15 protein-coding genes are annotated in these 16,508 nt (G+C 63.2%); 7 read left to right on the top strand and 8 right to left on the bottom strand.

The window, feature by feature from the left end; all coding sequences use genetic code 11:
* Entirely contained in the window at window positions 1-720 is a 720-nt protein-coding gene (locus tag IEY43_RS03060) for an AAA family ATPase (protein WP_188947129.1), read from the bottom strand.
* 118 nt (window positions 721-838) lie between these two features.
* Window positions 839-2,749, bottom strand: coding sequence for an FAD-dependent monooxygenase (locus tag IEY43_RS03055; protein WP_188947127.1), 1,911 nt, complete (start codon window positions 2,747-2,749; stop codon window positions 839-841).
* Between the two features lie 189 nt (window positions 2,750-2,938).
* Here IEY43_RS03055 and IEY43_RS03050 point away from each other — a divergent pair, with 189 nt between their 5' ends.
* Window positions 2,939-3,616: an IclR family transcriptional regulator gene (locus IEY43_RS03050; protein WP_188947125.1), complete on the top strand. Its 678-nt coding sequence runs from the start codon at window positions 2,939-2,941 to the stop codon at window positions 3,614-3,616.
* Between the two features lie 77 nt (window positions 3,617-3,693).
* Here IEY43_RS03050 and IEY43_RS03045 read toward each other — a convergent pair whose 3' ends face one another.
* Window positions 3,694-3,858, bottom strand: coding sequence for a hypothetical protein (locus IEY43_RS03045; RefSeq protein WP_188947123.1), 165 nt, complete (start codon window positions 3,856-3,858; stop codon window positions 3,694-3,696).
* Between the two features lie 250 nt (window positions 3,859-4,108).
* On the opposite strand from IEY43_RS03045, the gene IEY43_RS03040 reads away from it, so the two are divergent.
* Complete coding sequence (locus IEY43_RS03040) at window positions 4,109-4,879, top strand: DUF2786 domain-containing protein (protein ID WP_188947121.1); 771 nt, start codon at window positions 4,109-4,111, stop codon at window positions 4,877-4,879.
* On the opposite strand, the gene IEY43_RS03035 is transcribed toward IEY43_RS03040, so the two are convergent.
* A complete protein-coding gene (locus IEY43_RS03035) occupies window positions 4,880-6,127 on the bottom strand; it encodes a CynX/NimT family MFS transporter (RefSeq protein ID WP_188947120.1) in 1,248 nt (415 codons plus the stop codon). It lies immediately after the preceding gene.
* Between the two features lie 86 nt (window positions 6,128-6,213).
* Window positions 6,214-6,672 (bottom strand): GatB/YqeY domain-containing protein, encoded by a 459-nt coding sequence (locus IEY43_RS03030; RefSeq protein ID WP_188947118.1) that lies wholly within the window; start codon window positions 6,670-6,672, stop codon window positions 6,214-6,216.
* Window positions 6,673-6,773: 101 nt separating this feature from the next.
* Between IEY43_RS03030 and IEY43_RS03025 the strand changes: the two genes are divergently transcribed.
* Window positions 6,774-8,162, top strand: a complete 1,389-nt coding sequence (locus IEY43_RS03025; RefSeq protein WP_188947115.1) for a DUF4232 domain-containing protein — start codon at window positions 6,774-6,776, stop codon at window positions 8,160-8,162.
* Here the strand turns inward: IEY43_RS03025 and IEY43_RS03020 are convergent.
* A complete protein-coding gene (locus IEY43_RS03020) occupies window positions 8,159-9,433 on the bottom strand; it encodes a carboxylate--amine ligase (RefSeq protein WP_188947113.1) in 1,275 nt (424 codons plus the stop codon). The genes IEY43_RS03025 and IEY43_RS03020 overlap by 4 nt on opposite strands.
* 15 nt (window positions 9,434-9,448) lie before the next feature.
* A complete protein-coding gene (locus tag IEY43_RS03015; protein ID WP_188947111.1) occupies window positions 9,449-10,591 on the bottom strand; it encodes a lipid II:glycine glycyltransferase FemX in 1,143 nt (380 codons plus the stop codon).
* Between the two features lie 96 nt (window positions 10,592-10,687).
* On the opposite strand from IEY43_RS03015, the gene IEY43_RS03010 reads away from it, so the two are divergent.
* Genes IEY43_RS03010 through IEY43_RS03000 form a run of 3 tightly spaced genes read left to right on the top strand, consistent with a single transcriptional unit; the run spans window position 10,688 to window position 13,716 of the window.
* The gene (locus IEY43_RS03010; protein WP_188947106.1) at window positions 10,688-11,017 is read left to right on the top strand and encodes a metal-sensitive transcriptional regulator; all 330 of its coding nucleotides are present in this window, start codon (window positions 10,688-10,690) and stop codon (window positions 11,015-11,017) included.
* A 60-nt stretch (window positions 11,018-11,077) separates the two neighbouring features.
* Entirely contained in the window at window positions 11,078-11,398 is a 321-nt protein-coding gene (locus IEY43_RS03005) for a heavy-metal-associated domain-containing protein (RefSeq protein ID WP_188947105.1), read from the top strand.
* A 38-nt stretch (window positions 11,399-11,436) separates the two neighbouring features.
* Entirely contained in the window at window positions 11,437-13,716 is a 2,280-nt protein-coding gene (locus IEY43_RS03000) for a heavy metal translocating P-type ATPase (RefSeq protein WP_188947103.1), read from the top strand.
* Between the two features lie 96 nt (window positions 13,717-13,812).
* On the opposite strand, the gene IEY43_RS02995 is transcribed toward IEY43_RS03000, so the two are convergent.
* On the bottom strand, window positions 13,813-14,967 hold the full coding sequence (locus IEY43_RS02995) for an RsbRD N-terminal domain-containing protein (protein WP_188947101.1): 1,155 nt from the start codon (window positions 14,965-14,967) through the stop codon (window positions 13,813-13,815).
* A gap of 190 nt (window positions 14,968-15,157) precedes the next feature.
* On the opposite strand from IEY43_RS02995, the gene IEY43_RS02990 reads away from it, so the two are divergent.
* A complete protein-coding gene (locus IEY43_RS02990; RefSeq protein ID WP_374189840.1) occupies window positions 15,158-16,480 on the top strand; it encodes an MFS transporter in 1,323 nt (440 codons plus the stop codon).
* Window positions 16,481-16,508 lie beyond the last annotated feature (28 nt).

Below are 16,508 nucleotides of genomic sequence, written 5' to 3'. Positions count from 1 at the left end.
TCAGTTCTCGAAGTGCCGCAGGTAGCGCCCCGGCGCATCGAGGAACAGCCGCCAGTTGCGCACCATCTCCAGGTCGTCGTAGGTGCTTTCGCGCAGTCCCCATTCGCCGACCTCGTAGAGCCTTGCCTGCGGCAGGGAGGCGAGGATCGGCGAGTGGGTGGACATGATGACCTGGGATCCGGCCCTGAGAAGGTCGCTGATGTGCGAGAGCAGCATCAGGCAGCCGTTGAAGGACAGGGCCGATTCCGCTTCGTCGAAGATCCACAGCCCGTTGATCCGCGAGCGGTCGGTGAAGAACTCGATGAAGGATTCGCCGTGGCTCTGGAAGTTATGCATCCCGGCGGAGCCGATGGAATCCAGGTAGGCGAAGTGCCCGTGCATGGTTTCGGCGCGCAGGAACACCCCTGCCCGCGAAGCCCCGGCGCTGCGCACCAGCTGCAGGTGCCCTGAAAGCCGCGATTCGGTGGGCTGGGTCTGGTGGCGCGCGTTGATGGTGCCGCCCTCCGCGTTCAGCCCGTAGGCGGCGGCGATGGCTTCCACGATGGTGGATTTCCCCGAGCCGTTCTCCCCCACCAGCACAGTCAGCTCGGCCAGCTCCAGGCCGTCGTCGAGCAGCTGCGCCACGGCCGGGATGGTGGCCGGCCATTCACTGCGCGGCATCGGGGCCAGGAAATGCTCGGCCACGCGTCGCACCGGTTGGAAGTCAAGGAATCCGTTCATGTCCCGACGCTACCAAATCCGACCCCCGGACAGGCTTCCGCTCCCGTACGCAGCACGGCGGCGGCCGGCGGCCCCGGAGGACCGCCGGCCGCCGCCGGGCCGCGTTCACGCGGTCGGGCTAGGCCTTGATGCTGTTCTTGACCGGAACCATGTTCCCGGCGAAGAAGTCCGCGATTTCCTCGCGGGCGGACAGCGGGAAGATGCCTGCCACGTACTGGTCCGGACGGACCACCACGATGGCGCCCTCGGTGCTGATCCCGCGGTCGCGGAAGATGTCGCGGCCGTGGCCCGCGGCGAACACCTGGTTGATGTCATGCAGGTCGAACGGAACCTTCACCGGCTGGAAGGCCTTGGGCACGTCATACAGCTCCACCTCGGTGTAGTCCTGCTGGTAGATGGCCTTGAGGTCGAAGACCGCGTCCTCGTCACCGCCGGCCGGGGTGTACAGGTTGCGCGGCGAGGCCTTGTCCTGGCTCCACCAGGCGGCGAAGTCCGCCATGGCGGTACCTTCCAGCGCCGGGGCGGCCGCATCGGCGAAGGCGTAGACGCGCCAGCGGCCGTCGGCCTCGTGCAGGTGGCCCAGGTGGCGCCAGCGGTTGTCCGAGCGGCGGATGACCTCAGCGGACTTGAAGCGCTTGCCCACCGGGAAGCCCGGGGCCAGTTCCTGGTGCTCCAGGCCGGTGGTGATGGCGGACTGCGTGTACTGGGTCATGAAGCCGGCAGGGAACTCCATGGTTTTGGTGTAGTACTTCTCCAGCTCGTCCGGGTCTTCCCAGTCGTCCACGGACTTGGCCATCAGGGTGGACCATTCCTTGTCGAAGTCGATCAGGTTCTGGGCGATGACCTTGCGCTCTTCGGCGTAGGAGTCCAGCAGCGATTCCGGGGCGCGGCCTTCGAGCACCGCTGCCAGCTTCCAACCGAGGTTGAAACCGTCCTGGATGGACACGTTCATGCCCTGGCCGGCCTTGGCCGAGTGGGTGTGGCAGGCGTCGCCCATGATGAAGGCATGCGGGCTGCGGGAGCCGCGTTCGGCCTCGGACACATCGTCGAAGCCGTCGGTGATGCGGTGCGCTACTTCATACACGGAGAACCAGGCGACGTTCTTCACGTCCATGGTGTACGGGTGGATGATGCGGTTCGCAGTCGCGACGATCTCTTCCACCGGGGTCTTGCGGATGGCGCCGGCGTCCTCTGCGGTCAGCTCGCCCAGATCCACGTAGAAGCGCACCAGGTAGCCGCCCTCGCGAGGAATGAGCAGGATGTTGCCGGCGTCGTGGGACTGGATGGAGCACTTGACCTGGATGTCCGGGAAGTCGGTGTTGACCATAACGTCCATGACGCCCCAGGCGTGCATGGAGGCATCGCCGTGCAGCTTGTGGCCCAGGGAGCGGCGCACCGAGCTGCGGGCGCCGTCGCCGCCGACCAGGTACTTGGCCTTGACGGTGCGCTCCTCGCCGGAACGCTCGCCGGCGCAGTACTTGATGCGGGCGGACACCGGGTATTCGGCGTCCGGGTCGATTTCGCAGTCGAGGAATTCTACGCCGTAATCCGGGACGATCTTGCCCGGGGCACGCTCGGCGTCGCGCAGGAAGTAGTCCAGGATGCGCGACTGGTTCACGTAGATGTGCGGGAACTCGCTCATGCCGGTGGAGTCATCGGCGGCGCGGGAGTGGCGCTTGATATTGGCGGGGTTCTCCGGATCCGGGGTCCAGAAGCACATCTCGACGTTGCGGTAGGCCTCTTCGACAACCTCGTTGGCGAATCCGAAGGCCTGGAAGGTCTCCACCGAACGGGCCTGGATGCCGTCGGCCTGGCCGACGTCCAGGCGGCCCGGACGCAACTCGATGGCGCGGGCGTTGATGCTCGGGAAACGGGAAAGCTGTGCGGTGACCACTGCGGCGGCCGGACCGGTGCCGACAATCAGCACATCCATCTCATCAGGGATTTCGGTGGAACGGTCAATGCCATAGCCTTCGGCAGGCTTGACGCGTGGATCTCCGGAGACGTAGCCCCTGTGGTGAATCTGCATTATTTGGCTCCCTTGAGGTGTCGCACAAACATCTTTGTCTCTATATTTGCGACACGGTTGTAACTATAGATACAAGAATAGCTTTCAAGTACGCTGTCTTCAAGACGTAGGTCACAAGCGTTGTCGACCTGCGTCACTTCCGACACGTGAAAACCCGGTGTTCCACGCCCGCGATGAAAAGATTGTTCAATGACCAAAATCTCCAAGGGCAGCGTTGAAGGCGGATCCCAGACGCTGGGCCGCGGTTTGGAAGCACTGACCCTGATCGGCGAATCCACGCGGCCGCTCAGCGTTCCGGAACTCGCCTCGGCACTGGGCATCCACCGCTCGATGGCCTACCGGCTGGTGAAGACCTTCGAGCAGTACGGGTTCGTCGAACGCATGCCCTCCGGCGATCTGGAGCTTGGCGCACGGCTCGGCGCGTTGGCCCGCAACGTCGCCAAGTCCCTGCAGTCCGCGGCCGCCCCGCACCTGGCCACGGTGTCGGACCAGCTGCAGATGACCGCCCTGCTGGTAGTTTTCGACGGCGAAGCCGCGGTCACGCTGAGCACCGCCGAACCACGACTGGCCGATGCCACCGTCGCCCAGCGCCCGGGCACCCGCCATCCCATCGACAATGGAGCTCCGGGACGCGTCATCCGCTCCCAGCTGCATCCCGAGCAGTACCCGGCCAAGGACTACGAGTTCAGCCACGATGAAGTGATCCCGGGGCTGACCTCGATCGCGGTGCCGCTGCTGTTGCCGCAGGGCAAGCCGGCGGCCATCGCGGTCATTTACCCCCCGAGCGATCTGGACGAGCAGCATATCGCCTCGGTGCTCGCCGACGCGTCCAGCCGCATCTCTTCCACACTGGGTCTGCGGATCTAGGCCGTTTCCACGCCAATGGCAAGAGCCGGAAAAGCCGTGTAAGCACTATTCCAAGCTCTTGCCATGGCAGTCATTCGTTATGCGGTGCAGGCCTCGTTCGAGCAACCGGCATCGCGGGGTTTGTAGCCGTCGATACCTTCGACCTTTTCCCAGACCACATGGCGGTGCTGTCCGCAACGTTCACAGGATGGGGCGAGGTAGGTGGCGCGTTCCTCCATGGTGTATGTCCGAAAATCTCCCATGACAACCTCTCGGAATTCAATTGGGGTCCCTGAACCAAAACCACAGGACCGGTTGGGTGCCTTCACTCTACGCGCGGTTCCGCAAACCGGCTAGGGCTGAATGCCGGGGCTGAATGATGTCCGTTTCAACTGGTACAAATTAGTTATCCACATCCCCGTCAGCCGACTTTCCTCGGTCGTGCCACACTGGGCTTGAGCACGCCCCGCAGGCTTCGCCCGAAGCCGGCTCGCCACCGCCAAGGAAAGCATCATGAAGAATTCAGAACACAAGCTCCAGCGCCTGAAGGAGCGCATCACGCTCCTGCTGAACAAGGCGGAGAACACCAGCTATCCGCACGAGGCCCAAGCCTTCCAGGAGCATGCCGAGCGATTGATGGTGCGCTACGGCATCGGCAGGGCTGAACTTGATGCGCAATCCGCGCACCAAGGCAAGAAGCAGGAAGCCATCGTCGAGGAGCACTTCGAGATGCACGGCGTGTACCGGCTGGGCCAGCGCGACGGCCTGTCGCATGTTGGTCGAGCGTTCCGCACCGTCACGATCCTCCAGACCAACTTCTCTAATTCATGCAGGCTCTACATCATCGGGCACGAATCCGACGTGGCCACCGTCAAGACGCTTTTTTCTTCACTAGTCATCCAGGCGACTCTTGCCATGACCCATTGGTGGGATGCCGAGGGGAAGGTCCAGTCAGCGCTGTGGACCGATTCGGAAAAGCAGATCGAGCGGCGGGAATTCCAACGTAGCTTCTACGTACAGGTCGCCATGAGGATCCAGGGGCTCTACGAGGAGGAAAGCTCCCAGGCCGGAACGGGAACGGATCTGGTTCTGGTGGACCGCAAACACCAGGTCGACGAGTTTGTCAGCGACAAGTACCCGTACCTGCGCGCTTCCAGAAACCGTGCGAGCAGGGGCAGCATGGGAGCCGTACTCGCCGGGCAAGCCGCCGGGCGACGGGCCGATCTGGGCCTGGGCAGACATGTCGACGGGGCTGAGCAGTCCCCGGAAGCGATTGCCGGGTAGCTAGCGCACCTGGGTACGTTGCTGGTCTTCGATGTAGCGCGGACGCCCGGCCATGATGCCGGTGTAGGTCTGGAACACGATCAACGCCGCGATGAGCCAGATGGGCGAGGTCCACGACCCGGTGACCTCATACAGCGCCCCCACGGCGAACGGGCCCGGGAATGCGATCAGGTAGCCGACCGACTGGCCGAAGGACGAAAGCTTGGCAACGCCGGCGGCGCTATGCGCTTTCAGCCCGATCATGGTCAGGGCCAGCGGAAAATTCGATCCGCAGATACCCAGCAGGAGCACCCAGAGATAGGCGCCTTCCAGCGGAAAGGTGAGCATGCCGGCCACCGCAATCAGCCCGGCCACGCCGTTGATGACCACCAGCGGTCCCTGGTGGGTGAACCGCGCGGCCAGCGCTGGCATCACGAAGGACAACGGGACGCCCACACCCAGCAGGATCGCCAGCAGCGCGCCGGCTTCGGCTGGGTCCATCCCCAAGTCAGTGAAGATCTTGGGAGCCCAACCCATGAAGATGTAGGCCACGGCCGACTGCCCGGCGAAGAACAGGGCAATCCACCAGGCCATCGGGTTCTTGTACATGGGGCCCAGCGGTGCGGCCTGCGCGTGGTTCTGGCTGAACTCGATTTGATGCTGCGCGATCTGGGGGCGCAGCCCGAAATAGACCACAATCCAGACGGCCAGGGCCAGCAGCGCAGGCACCGCCCAGACGGCCAATCCGATGCGCCAGGTGCCGCCGAGCATGTCATTGACCGGTACGGCGATCCCCGCGACGGCTGAGGCGCCCAAGGCGACCGCGGTGGTATAGGCCCCGGTGACGATGCCGATCTTGTGCGGGAACCACCGTTTGACCAGCACCGGCATCAGGATGTTGCCCACCGCGATGCCGGCCAGGGCCAGGGCCGTGCACAGCAGGAATGTCCAGGTTTCCGGCGCGGCCGAACGAAGCAGGATTCCGGCGAGGATGGCGCCCATGGCCGCAATGACTACCAGTTCCGGCCCGCGCTTGCCCGCCAAACGCGGAGCGAGCGGGCCCAGCAGCGCAAAGCACAATGGAGGGACGCCGGTGATCATCCCCGCGATGAACCCGTTCATCTGCAGGTCCTCGATGGCCGGATCCAGCAGCGCCCCGAGCGAGGTGACGGCGGGACGCAAATTGATCGACGCGAGGATGATCGCAAGGACCAGCAGGACGCCGAAGCCCTTGGGCAGTGCCGGGCGGAGCGGGGAAAAATCAGACATAGTACGCACAGACTATCTGGCCGGGCAGTCCCGGCCCCTCGGACCTTGACCCGTCCCGCGCGCCGCCCTTCCGGCAACCCCGGTGGCTAGCCGAGTTTCGCGCGCACCATCTGCGAAACGGCCTTGCCGTCAAAACGGCCGGCGATCTGCGCACCCACCAGCTTCATGGCGTTGCCCATGTCTTTCATGCTCAGCTCGTGGTCTGCCGCGAGCTCCTCCATGATCCGGTCCACGATGCCCTTGGCTTCGGCCTCGTCGAGCATCTTCGGCAGGTAGGTGGAGATGAACGCGGCTTCGGCCAGCTCCCGCTCGGCCAGATCGGTGCGCCCGTCCTTGGCGGCGAGTGCGGCGGTTTCCTCGCGGTTGGCGACCTCCTTGCGCAGCAGGTTCTCCACGTCCTGGTCGGTCAGTTCGGTGGGATTCTTCCCGGACTTCTCTCGGGTCCCGATGGTGCTGATGATATTGCGCAGCGTGGTCTTTTCCATCTCGTTGCCCGCCTTCAGGTGGGTGATGCTGTCCTCGTGCAGGCGCTCTTTCAAACTCATGGGACTCTCCTTTGTTGTGCGTCTTTTCATCCACCCCCGACTTTACTCGCTTGCGGCACGGCGGCCGCGAGCTGGGATCGGCTTTTGGTAGCTTGAGCCTTATGAAACGCAGATTGCTGATCGCCGTGCTTGCACTCCTCGGCATCGTGGCGGCAGTACTGCTGTGGAGTCCATGGGATCGCTGCGATGCCCCGGAACCGGTATGCACTGCGTTGGGCGAGATCGGGGAGCTGGAGAACGTCGTGGCCGCCGAGGCGGACTACGACACGGCTTCTGGGGTTTCCACCGGTTCGGCTCCGGTACTGGTCGTATGGGAAATCCGCCTGCTCGATACGCTCAGCCCGCAGCAAGCGGCAGATATCGCAGACGAGGTCTCCGCACGCACCAGGGCCGTGGTGGTGGACGGCGTCGAGCTGGAGCATGCGGTCGGCATTGTCGCCGGTGCACCGCAGGCATCACAGGTTCCCGGTCTGGACCTCTACCCGCTGCACCTGTTGCTGGGAGACCAGCCGAGGACCGAGGTGCTCCAGGCTTTCAGCCTCTGGCAACACGGAGCGTCCCGGGTGGACAACGCCGGGGCCGCCGCCCCGAACACCGAAGCGCTGCTGGAATTGGCGCGGTTCGCGCATGACCGGGGCTACACGCCAACGCTGGAGCTCCCCGACGGGAGGATTCGCTATACCCCCAACGGTGATTTCAAGCTGGAGCAGCTGAGCATTGCCGTCGCGGCCAAGGCGCAGCCGAACGTTGACACCGCCATTTTCGGCTCGGGGTCACTGTCCGTGCATTCGAGCTCCCCGGACGGCTCGGAGCAGACCGGAGAAATCAAGCGATGGCTCGACGAGCACGAACCCCTGTCGGAGCCCACCGCATATTCCCTGTCCACCCCGGGCTTCGCAACGATCCTCGAAGGCTGGATCGGCGGCGAGCTGCCCGAGTACCTCATTGCCAAGCCGCCGGTGCTGCCCGACGGCGTCACCGCCTGGCCGTCAGATGAGAAGGCCCCGGCCTGCACCCGGGACGGCATCCAGCTCTCATTGAGCGAACCGGACGCGGCGGCGGGTTCACGCTACCTGTCTCTCTACGCGCGCAATGTCTCCGGGCGTGCCTGCTCCCTGCAGGGCTACCCGCAGATCACTTTCCTGAATGCCGACGGCGAACCCCAGGACGACGCGGACACCCGACCCGCAACCCATGTGAGCGCCGAAAGGATCGTGGTTCCCGTCGGGGAATACGCCATCTCAACCCTGGACTGGAAGGCCATGTCCACCAGCCAGGACCCCGATGAGACCACTGCGCTGGGAGTGGCCGTGCTGCCCGGCCTGGAACCCGTCGCCTTGACACCGATGCACCAGCAAGTCCCGGCCTCCCTGGATATCCTCGACGGGGCACGGGTCGATCTCAGCCCGTGGATGCAGGCTGCCGAGGGCAGGGCGAAACCCGGGGAATCAACCGGCGCGGGCGACCGCCCCGGCAGCCTTGCGCCCTAGATGCTGCGCGGAGGGAACTTCTTGTACTTCACATAGTGGTTGACCGCGTTCAGCACCAGGTAGATCCGGCGGCGCGGGTGCTTTTCCGGAGCGAACTTCAGCGGGTTGGAGACCTTGCCGGCCTTCAGCAGCACGGCGGCCTTGCGACCGGTGCCGCTGTCCAGGAAGCGGCGCAGCAGGTGGTGCGGCAGCACGGTGAAAAGCTGCTCGCGGCTCAGCTGCAGGACCCCGGCGGCGGTCTGGACCACCGCGGTCGTCTCCACGCTGTCCGTATCGAATTCGGCCCCCAGGAACTCGGTGACGTAGAAGCGGGCGGGGTTAACGCCCGCCGCGGTCAGGTAGAAGTGGTTGCGGCCCAGGCGCGGATTGATCTCGAAGAACTTGATCTGCCCGTCGCGGTGGTCGTACTTTGCGTCGATCATGGCGATGCCGCGCCAGCCCAGCTCTTCGAGCATGCGGGCCCCGTCCGCGGCCATTTGGTCGTTGCGGCCGGTGACGATGGCCGCCGAGTTGCCCAGCACCAGCGGCGCGTGCTCCTCGATGACCACCTCGCCGTAGCCGGCGAAGATGACCTTGGATTCGTTCGTGGCGAAGTAGGTGCACAGGCGCATCGCGTCATCGCCGCCGGGAACGTATTCCTGCAGGATGTAGCCCGAGTCGTAGCCGCTGGCATCGATCTTGGCGGTGAGCTCGCGCAGCTGGGCGAAGGTTTCCAGCGTGTGGATCTTTTGCTTTCCCTCGAATTTCGCGGCGATCCAGTTTGCGGAACTGGACGGCTTGCCGATCAGCGGGAAGGTCAGGCCGCCGGCCAACGCTTCGAGGTCCGCGCCCGGGCGGTAAACCGCGGTGCGGGGGTGGGCGATGCCCAGCCGGTCGGCGAGCGCGTAGAAGTTCTCCTTCAACGCCGCGGCCTCGATGATGTCGAGCTCCGGGTACGGGATCACGAAGTGCTCTTCGAGCCGTGCCCGGTGCTTGGCGATGAGCATGATGTGGAAATCGAGCGAGCCGAAGAGCATCAGCGGGCGGTCCCCGGCGGTCTTCAGCTCGTCGGCGAGCGCCAGCAGCGACTCGACGACGCGCTCCTCGTCGGCCATGGAGCCGATGGGCCGCAGGTCGATGGCCACCGAATGCTCGATGACTCCGTTGCCCGCGGCCGGCAGCACCACGGAACGGACCTGATAGGCCTCGTAGAATTCGCGCGCGAGCGTGTAGGTGCCGATGTCTCCGCCCAAGATGACCGGGACGAATCGCTGGGTTGCTTCGATTGCCATGGGTATTGCTGGTCCCTACTTCTTGCGCCAGTTCATGTATTTTTCAAAGGCCCACGCCAACGGCTTGTTCAACGCAAGGTCCCATTCGCCATTGGTCTGCACGATGTCGCAGCCGGTGTTGGTCTTGAACTTGGTCAGGCCCGAAAGGTGGTGGTCCTTGTCCAGGGTCGCGCTCACGCCGCCCTGGTCCAGGTAGCGGCATCCCGCCTCGGTGGAGTCGCTGATCATGCGGTGCATGATGGCCTTCGGCGCGAACAGCTTGCGCTGTTCGGAGGACGAGGCGCCGTAGAGGTACCAGGCGAGGTTGGAGGAGCGGATCACGATGGACGCGGCCAGATCGACTCCCTCGTTGCTGGCGATGTACAGGGTGCAGGATCCGGGCACGGCTTCGTTGAGCACGGTGTGCATCTTCTCGAAGTAGCTCAGCGGGCGGCCGGTGAACTCCTGGCGGTCTGCGGTGTGGTTGTACAGGGCATGGAAGCGCGCCATGTCCTTGCACTCGCCCACTTCGACCTCCAGCGTGCTTTTCAGCGCCTTGCGGGTTTCGTTGCGGGTCGTGGAGGAATAGGACGCCATGACCTGCTCGGTATCCAGCTGGTTGCCTTCGGCATCCTGCAGTGCCACGCGGGCCACGTACTCTGGCTGGCCGGCGGCGAAGTCCAGGCCGACGTCTTCCTTGGTGAAGCCCAGGGAGGCCAGCGCGTCGTTCAGCGCCAGCGCGCTGTCGGACTGCGACTGCACCTCGAGGTCTGAGAGCTGTGCGAAGCCGTCCTTGCCCAGGTTCTTGCGCACCGCGGCGGCGCCCCAGGTGCGCACGGCCAGGCCGGGTCCCATTTTCAGCTGGAAGGAGCCGCGATCCTTCAGGTACGAGGCCAGCGGTTTCAGCACGGCGTCAGCCCGGTAGGCCGCGAAGTCGATCACCGGCCCGTCCGGAACATACGCCAGGGTCTTCTTGATCACCGGGGCGCTGCGGTGCAACACCAGGGCGGCGCCGACCAGCACGTCGTTGTCGAACCAGCCCAGCGATTCGCCGCGCCAGCCGCCCTTGACCCGGGCCCATTCGGGACGTTGCAGGAAGCTGACGTCGCGGGCGGTCGCAAGGAAAGAGGAATGCTCGGTGCTGGAAATAGGACGCACGTGAAGTTCGTTGTGGCTCACGGTTGAAATCCTATCGCGACCAAGCTGGGAATTACGTGACCAACCATACCCCCGGAGGGTATTTGACTTTATACCCCTCGGGGGTATTATCGACTTATGGACACGACACCAGCTCCTGCTGCGGACGCACAGCATCACGGTTACCACGCGGACAAAGCCGCCCTGGCCCGGCGCATGAAGCGCATCGAGGGACAGGTGCGCGGCGTGGCAAAGATGATCGACGAGGACAAGTACTGCATCGACATCCTCACCCAGGTTTCCGCGATCAACGCGGCATTGCACAAGGTCAGTGTGCAATTGGTCGAAGACCATATCGGCCACTGCGTAGTGGACGCGGCCAAGACCTCCCTGCAGACCGGGGATGAAAGCCACGTCAACGGCAAGGTCGCAGAAGCCTCTGCGGCCATTGCGCGGTTGGTGCGCTAGTTCAACAGAATTTCCCACTCCCGGGGCGCGTTCCCCGGATACCCGAAAGAGAGCAAGATCATGAGCCACAACTGCAACTGCGGATGCTCCTCGAACAATGCCGAGAACGGCAACAACCTGCTGCAGATCGTGCCCCGCCCCGATGCCGCGCCGTCCGTCTCCCGCACCGAAATCCAGATTTCCGGCATGACCTGCGGCCACTGCGTGGCCTCGGTAACCGAAGAACTCAAGGAAATCGACGGCGTGAACGACGTCGAGGTCATCCTGAACGCCTCGGGCATCTCCACCGCCACGGTCAGCTCCTCCGCGGCGCTGAACGAAGAAACCATCAAGAACGCCATCGACGAAGCCGGATACACCGTCGAGGCGATCAACGCCTAACTGCCCGCCCCCGGGCAGGAAAGTGCAGGGCAATCCCCATGACTTCCGAAACAGACCCCACCGAGTCCCTCGACCTGCGCACCGTCGACCTTGAGATCCAGGGCATGACGTGCGCCTCCTGCGTGAACCGCGTAGAACGCAAGCTCGGCAAACTCCCCGGCGTGAGCGCCGCGGTCAACCTCCCCCTGGAAAGCGCCACGGTCCGCGTCCCGGCCGGCGTCACCGACGACCAGCTGATCGACACGGTCAAGGCCGCGGGCTACTCGGCGAACCTCAAGGCCCCGCTGCACCCCGCGCCCCGCTCCCCCGGGCACGGCGACGAGCATGCAGCCCACGAGGCCGCATCCGGCGGCGGGCATGAGCACCTGGTCCCCAGCCATCTGCTGCGCCGGCTCGTCATTTCCGCGATCTTCACGATCCCGCTGTTTGTCATCTCCATGATCCCCGGCGCGCAATTCCCGCACTGGGGCTGGGCAGCGTTCGCGCTGGCCACCCCCGTGGTGTTCTACGGCGCCTGGCCGTTCCACAAGGCCGCCGCCGTCAACGCCCGGCACTTGGCCTCCACCATGGACACCCTGGTGTCCCTGGGCGTGCTGGCCGCCTACCTGTTCTCCGCCGTCCAGCTGATCCTCGACCCGATGATGACAGCCCACGTGGGCATGTCGATGAGCGAGCACGCGCTGTACTTCGAGACCGCCGGAGTGGTCGCCACGCTGCTGCTGCTGGGGCGCTACCTGGAGCACCGGGCCAAGTCCTCGGCCAGTGATGCGCTCAAATCCCTGCTGAACCTGGGCGCCAAGGAAGCCGTGGTGCTGCGCGGCGGCGCCGAGGTGAAGATCCCCGCCGAGCAGGTCCAGGTGGGCGACCAGTTCGTGGTCCGCCCCGGCGAGAAGATCGCCACCGACGGCGTGGTCGTCGACGGCGCCAGCGCCGTCGACACCTCGCTGCTCACCGGGGAATCCGTGCCGCAGAAGGCGGCCGCCGGCGACGAGGTCACCGGCGCGACGCTGAACACCTCCGGACGGCTGGTCATCCGCGCCACCCGTGTGGGAGCGGACACCACCCTGGCCCAGATGGGCCGGCTGGTCTCCGAGGCGCAGTCCGGCAAGGCTCCCATCGCCCGGCTGGCGGACCGCATCTCCTCGGTCTTCGTGCCGATCGTGCTGGGCATCGCGGTACTCACCTTCCTGGCCTGGTGGCTGGCCACCGGCGACACCTACGCGGCCTTCACCGCCTCGGTGGCCGTGCTGGTCATCGCCTGCCCGTGCGCGCTGGGCCTGGCCACCCCGATCGGCCTGCTGGTCGGCACCGGCCGCGGCGCCCAGCTGGGCATCCTGATCCGCGGGCCGCAGGTCCTGGAAGACACCCGCAAGCTGGACACCATCGTGCTGGACAAAACCGGCACCGTCACCACCGGCGTGATGACCCACCTCGGCACCAAGGCCATTGACGACGTGCACCCGGACGAGGCGCTGGCCCTGGCCGGCGCAGTGGAGCACCACTCCGAGCACCCGATCGCCCAGGCGATCGCCGCGGCGGCCGCCGAGCTCGGCCCGCTGGCCCGGGTCTCGAACTTCGACTCCGATCCCGGCGGCGGCGTCAAGGGCGTCATCGACGGCCGTACCGTGGTCGTGGGCCGCTACAGCTGGCTGCAGGCCCAGGGCACCGTGCTGGACAAGGCCGCACTGGACATGCTGGACGAGGCCGAGGCCGCCGGAGCCACCGCCATCCTGGTTTCCGTGGACCGAGAGTTCCAGGCAGTGATCTCCGTGGCCGACAAGGTCAAGGAAACCAGCGCCCGGGCCATTTCCGAGCTGCAGCAGCGCGGGCTGCGCGTGGTGCTGCTGACCGGCGACAACCAGTCGGTCGCCGCGAAGGTCGCCGCGCAGGTGGGCATCAAGCCCGAGGACGTCTTCGCCGGGGTTTTCCCGGCGGACAAGGCCAAGGCGATCTCCGCGTTGCAGGCCGAAGGCAAGGTCGTGGCCATGGTGGGCGACGGCGTGAACGACGCCCCGGCGCTGGCTCAGGCGGATCTGGGCATCGCCATGGGCTCGGGCACCGACGTGGCCATCGAGGCCGCGGACATCACGCTGATGGGCAACGACCTGCACCAGGTCGCCCAGGCCATCGCGCTGTCGGAGAAGACCCTGTCCACGATCAAGATGAACCTGTTCTGGGCCTTCGCCTACAACACCGCGGGCATCCCGATTGCGGCGCTGGGCCTGCTGAACCCGATGATCGCCGGCGGCGCCATGGCCGCCAGCTCGGTGCTGGTGGTGCTGAACTCGCTGCGTCTTCGAAGCTTCGGCAAGAAGTAACAAGCAATAACAAGGCAAACGGCCGCCGGGCGGGAACCCATAAACTGGATTCCCGCCCGGCGGCCTCATTTCTTTCCAAAAACGAGGCGATCTCGTTTAGGACCAGCCGACAACCAATCTAGCGGCCTGTACCGGGATCGTTGGATCCACACCAGTCAATTGCGCGAATCGCTTTAATCTGTTCATCAAGGTATTTCGGTGACAATAAAGTTCATCGGCAGATCGCGCTATGCTACCGGTCCGCATGTAGGACTGCACAGCCTCTCGTAACCGACGCTGTTCCGCAGCCGCACAGGTACTCAAGGCTCGATCAACTTCTTCAATGCCAGGAGCACCCACCTTGCTCATTTCTCGCCTAGCCATGCGAGCCCACCCTCGAGCCCATGTCATGGCACCTTGTTCCCCGTCAACCAGAAGCTCCGCCAAAATAGTTGCGACATCAGCACTATGTGGAACATGCTCCAATGTGCAGCCTTCGGCGAGCAAGCCGCAGTTGAGATTTCCGAGCCGAACGGTGAGCTTTTGAAAATTAGAACCAGGCGAAGCGTCCAGTGGATAAAAAACTACTAAGGCATCAGCAGTCGCAAACGTAACCACTCCGGTAGCTTCGTGAAAATTGGCCAAGATGAGCCTCAAGGAAGGTATATGTTCCCAAAGTGCTACTGCCACTACGAATTCAGTGTCTGGACGATGCCCAAGAACAACAGAAATTCCCTCTAGAGCAGCCGGGGTCAAATTGCGCCCGCTGAATAAGGTCGCGAGGTGGCTTTGGCGCAAACCTGCAGTTTCGGCTTGCACGCGCGCTAGCTCTTCGACGTAGATACTTTCCGTCGCGCCGGCATACCCATCCACGACTTCCCAGACTCGAGCCGTGCGTTGCACGATAAGTTGAGCGTCCTCAGGTTTAGCAATTTCGGCAATCGCCTGCCAGATTATCGAGAAGTCCAAACGTATCGCAGTCATCAAGGCTTCGACGGGAACTTGCGCTCTCGCCCTCGAAACCCCAACTTCCAAAGCAATTGCGTCTCGTTCACGAAGATAGCCCGGGTCATCATCATCTGTTCTCATAGCAAGAATCAACGCTTCAAATGACGCCTGACCAGTGCGCCTAATTTCACTGTTTGGAAGTGGCGACTCAGCATAGATAGGAATCGATTCGAGACGTTTCAAGAACTTTTCAGTCAGTTCCAACGTATCTAGTTGATCCAGCAACTCATTCCAACGGCGTGAATCAACATCCTGAGAATTCATTAGGTTCCTATCCAGTTTTTTCAGCCAACTCGTACATTTTATGTGCTTTTGCACTGTTTGTGATCTGGAACGCGTTGCAAATCGTTGGTCACCAAACTCCGCTTTATTGAAAAGATGGACTACATCATGACAACCGAATGAGCCTTACTCATAACCGGCTCATCCCTTTCCGATCAGGATGATGTTTCCCATGACACACACCGCAACCCAAGAAGCCGGTGCTACCCATCAGCTTTCCGATAAGGAAGCAAACAAGGTAGCAATCGGCGCACTAATCGGCACCGCCATGGAATGGTACGATTTCTTCCTTTTCAGTGCTGCCGCTGCGCTTGTATTTAATGTCCAGTATTTTGATAGCCAGAATGCGACAGCTGCCGCCATGGCTGCCTTCGCGACATTTGGCGTGGGCTTAGTCGCCCGCCCTGTCGGTGGCATGATCTTCGGAGTCATGGGTGACAAGATCGGCCGACGCAAGACATTGATGATCACCATCGTCGGCATCGGTCTGATCACAGGACTCATCGGAATGCTGCCAACTTACGCAGCCATCGGTATCGCGGCACCAATTCTTCTGGTACTTCTCCGTGTAGCTCAGGGGCTCTTCGTGGGTGGTGAATGGTCCGGCGCAATGACTATTGTCGTAGAAAATGCGCCACTGCATCGACGGGCTCGCTACGCTGCGCTACCGCAGATCGGCTCCCCTATCGGCACTATCCTTTCATCAGGTGGATTCTTCTTGATGACCGTGTTCGTTTCACAGGAAAGCTTCGATGCCTGGGGCTGGCGCGTCCCGTTCCTTGCAGCAATTCCAATGCTTCTGATCGCTCTTTACATTCGAAGCCGCTTGGATGAATCACCGGTGTTCAAGGAGCTGGTCGAAAACGGAGAAACCGAGAAAACTCCGATCCGCACTACGCTGATCCAGTCGTGGAAACACATCATTATCGGCATGGCGGCAGGTCTACTCGGTGTAGGCGGCTTCTACCTGGTGACCGCATTCATGGTTTGGTACGGAGTAAACGTTCTTAATTACGAGCCCTCACTGATGCTACTTGGTGGGATCGTTGCAGCGGTCCTGGAGATTCCAACTTTGATTCTCGGTGGCCGTCTTGGCGAGCGCTTCGGAGCGTCAAAGGTGATTACCTACGGTGGCCTGCTATCTGCAGCAGTCGCATGGCCAGCATTCCTGCTCGTTGAATCAGGAGACCCTGTAGTCGTAATTCTCGGTATGTCTTTGGCTGTGTGCACCCTGTCTTTGCCTTACGCGGCCTCGGGCACTGTGCTTACCGGATTATTCCCTGCGGCAACTCGCTACACCGGAGTCGGATTTGCTCAGAACGCTGCCGGAATGATTTCCGGTTTTATCCCGCTGGTTGCCACTGCACTGGTCGCTTCCGCAGCAAATCACTGGTGGCCAGCAGCAGCCATGTTGGTCTTCTTGTCATTGTTCACCGCAGTAGCTGGCATTCTGGCCCCTAGGATGAGCGTCAGCCTCCCCGGCTTCAAGCACTAGTTTCATCGCTGATCCGATTTCTCACCGC

It is taken from the genome of Glutamicibacter protophormiae, from assembly GCF_014647495.1.
GTDB classification, from domain to species: domain Bacteria; phylum Actinomycetota; class Actinomycetes; order Actinomycetales; family Micrococcaceae; genus Glutamicibacter; species Glutamicibacter protophormiae.
This window is presented reverse-complemented; position numbering and strand designations above follow the sequence as displayed.

What these genes read in the sequence shown, in the direction of transcription:
- IEY43_RS03060 (WP_188947129.1), bottom strand. Translation starts at nt 720, where the DNA reads ATGAACGGATTCCTTGACTTCCAACCGGTGCGACGCGTGGCCGAGCAT.
- IEY43_RS03055 (WP_188947127.1), bottom strand. Translation starts at nt 2,749, where the DNA reads ATGCAGATTCACCACAGGGGCTACGTCTCCGGAGATCCACGCGTCAAG.
- IEY43_RS03050 (WP_188947125.1), top strand. Translation starts at nt 2,939, where the DNA reads ATGACCAAAATCTCCAAGGGCAGCGTTGAAGGCGGATCCCAGACGCTG.
- IEY43_RS03045 (WP_188947123.1), bottom strand. Translation starts at nt 3,858, where the DNA reads ATGGGAGATTTTCGGACATACACCATGGAGGAACGCGCCACCTACCTC.
- IEY43_RS03040 (WP_188947121.1), top strand. Translation starts at nt 4,109, where the DNA reads ATGAAGAATTCAGAACACAAGCTCCAGCGCCTGAAGGAGCGCATCACG.
- IEY43_RS03035 (WP_188947120.1), bottom strand. Translation starts at nt 6,127, where the DNA reads ATGTCTGATTTTTCCCCGCTCCGCCCGGCACTGCCCAAGGGCTTCGGC.
- IEY43_RS03030 (WP_188947118.1), bottom strand. Translation starts at nt 6,672, where the DNA reads ATGAGTTTGAAAGAGCGCCTGCACGAGGACAGCATCACCCACCTGAAG.
- IEY43_RS03025 (WP_188947115.1), top strand. Translation starts at nt 6,774, where the DNA reads ATGAAACGCAGATTGCTGATCGCCGTGCTTGCACTCCTCGGCATCGTG.
- IEY43_RS03020 (WP_188947113.1), bottom strand. Translation starts at nt 9,433, where the DNA reads ATGGCAATCGAAGCAACCCAGCGATTCGTCCCGGTCATCTTGGGCGGA.
- IEY43_RS03010 (WP_188947106.1), top strand. Translation starts at nt 10,688, where the DNA reads ATGGACACGACACCAGCTCCTGCTGCGGACGCACAGCATCACGGTTAC.
- IEY43_RS03005 (WP_188947105.1), top strand. Translation starts at nt 11,078, where the DNA reads ATGAGCCACAACTGCAACTGCGGATGCTCCTCGAACAATGCCGAGAAC.
- IEY43_RS03000 (WP_188947103.1), top strand. Translation starts at nt 11,437, where the DNA reads ATGACTTCCGAAACAGACCCCACCGAGTCCCTCGACCTGCGCACCGTC.
- IEY43_RS02995 (WP_188947101.1), bottom strand. Translation starts at nt 14,967, where the DNA reads ATGAATTCTCAGGATGTTGATTCACGCCGTTGGAATGAGTTGCTGGAT.
- IEY43_RS02990 (WP_374189840.1), top strand. Translation starts at nt 15,158, where the DNA reads ATGACACACACCGCAACCCAAGAAGCCGGTGCTACCCATCAGCTTTCC.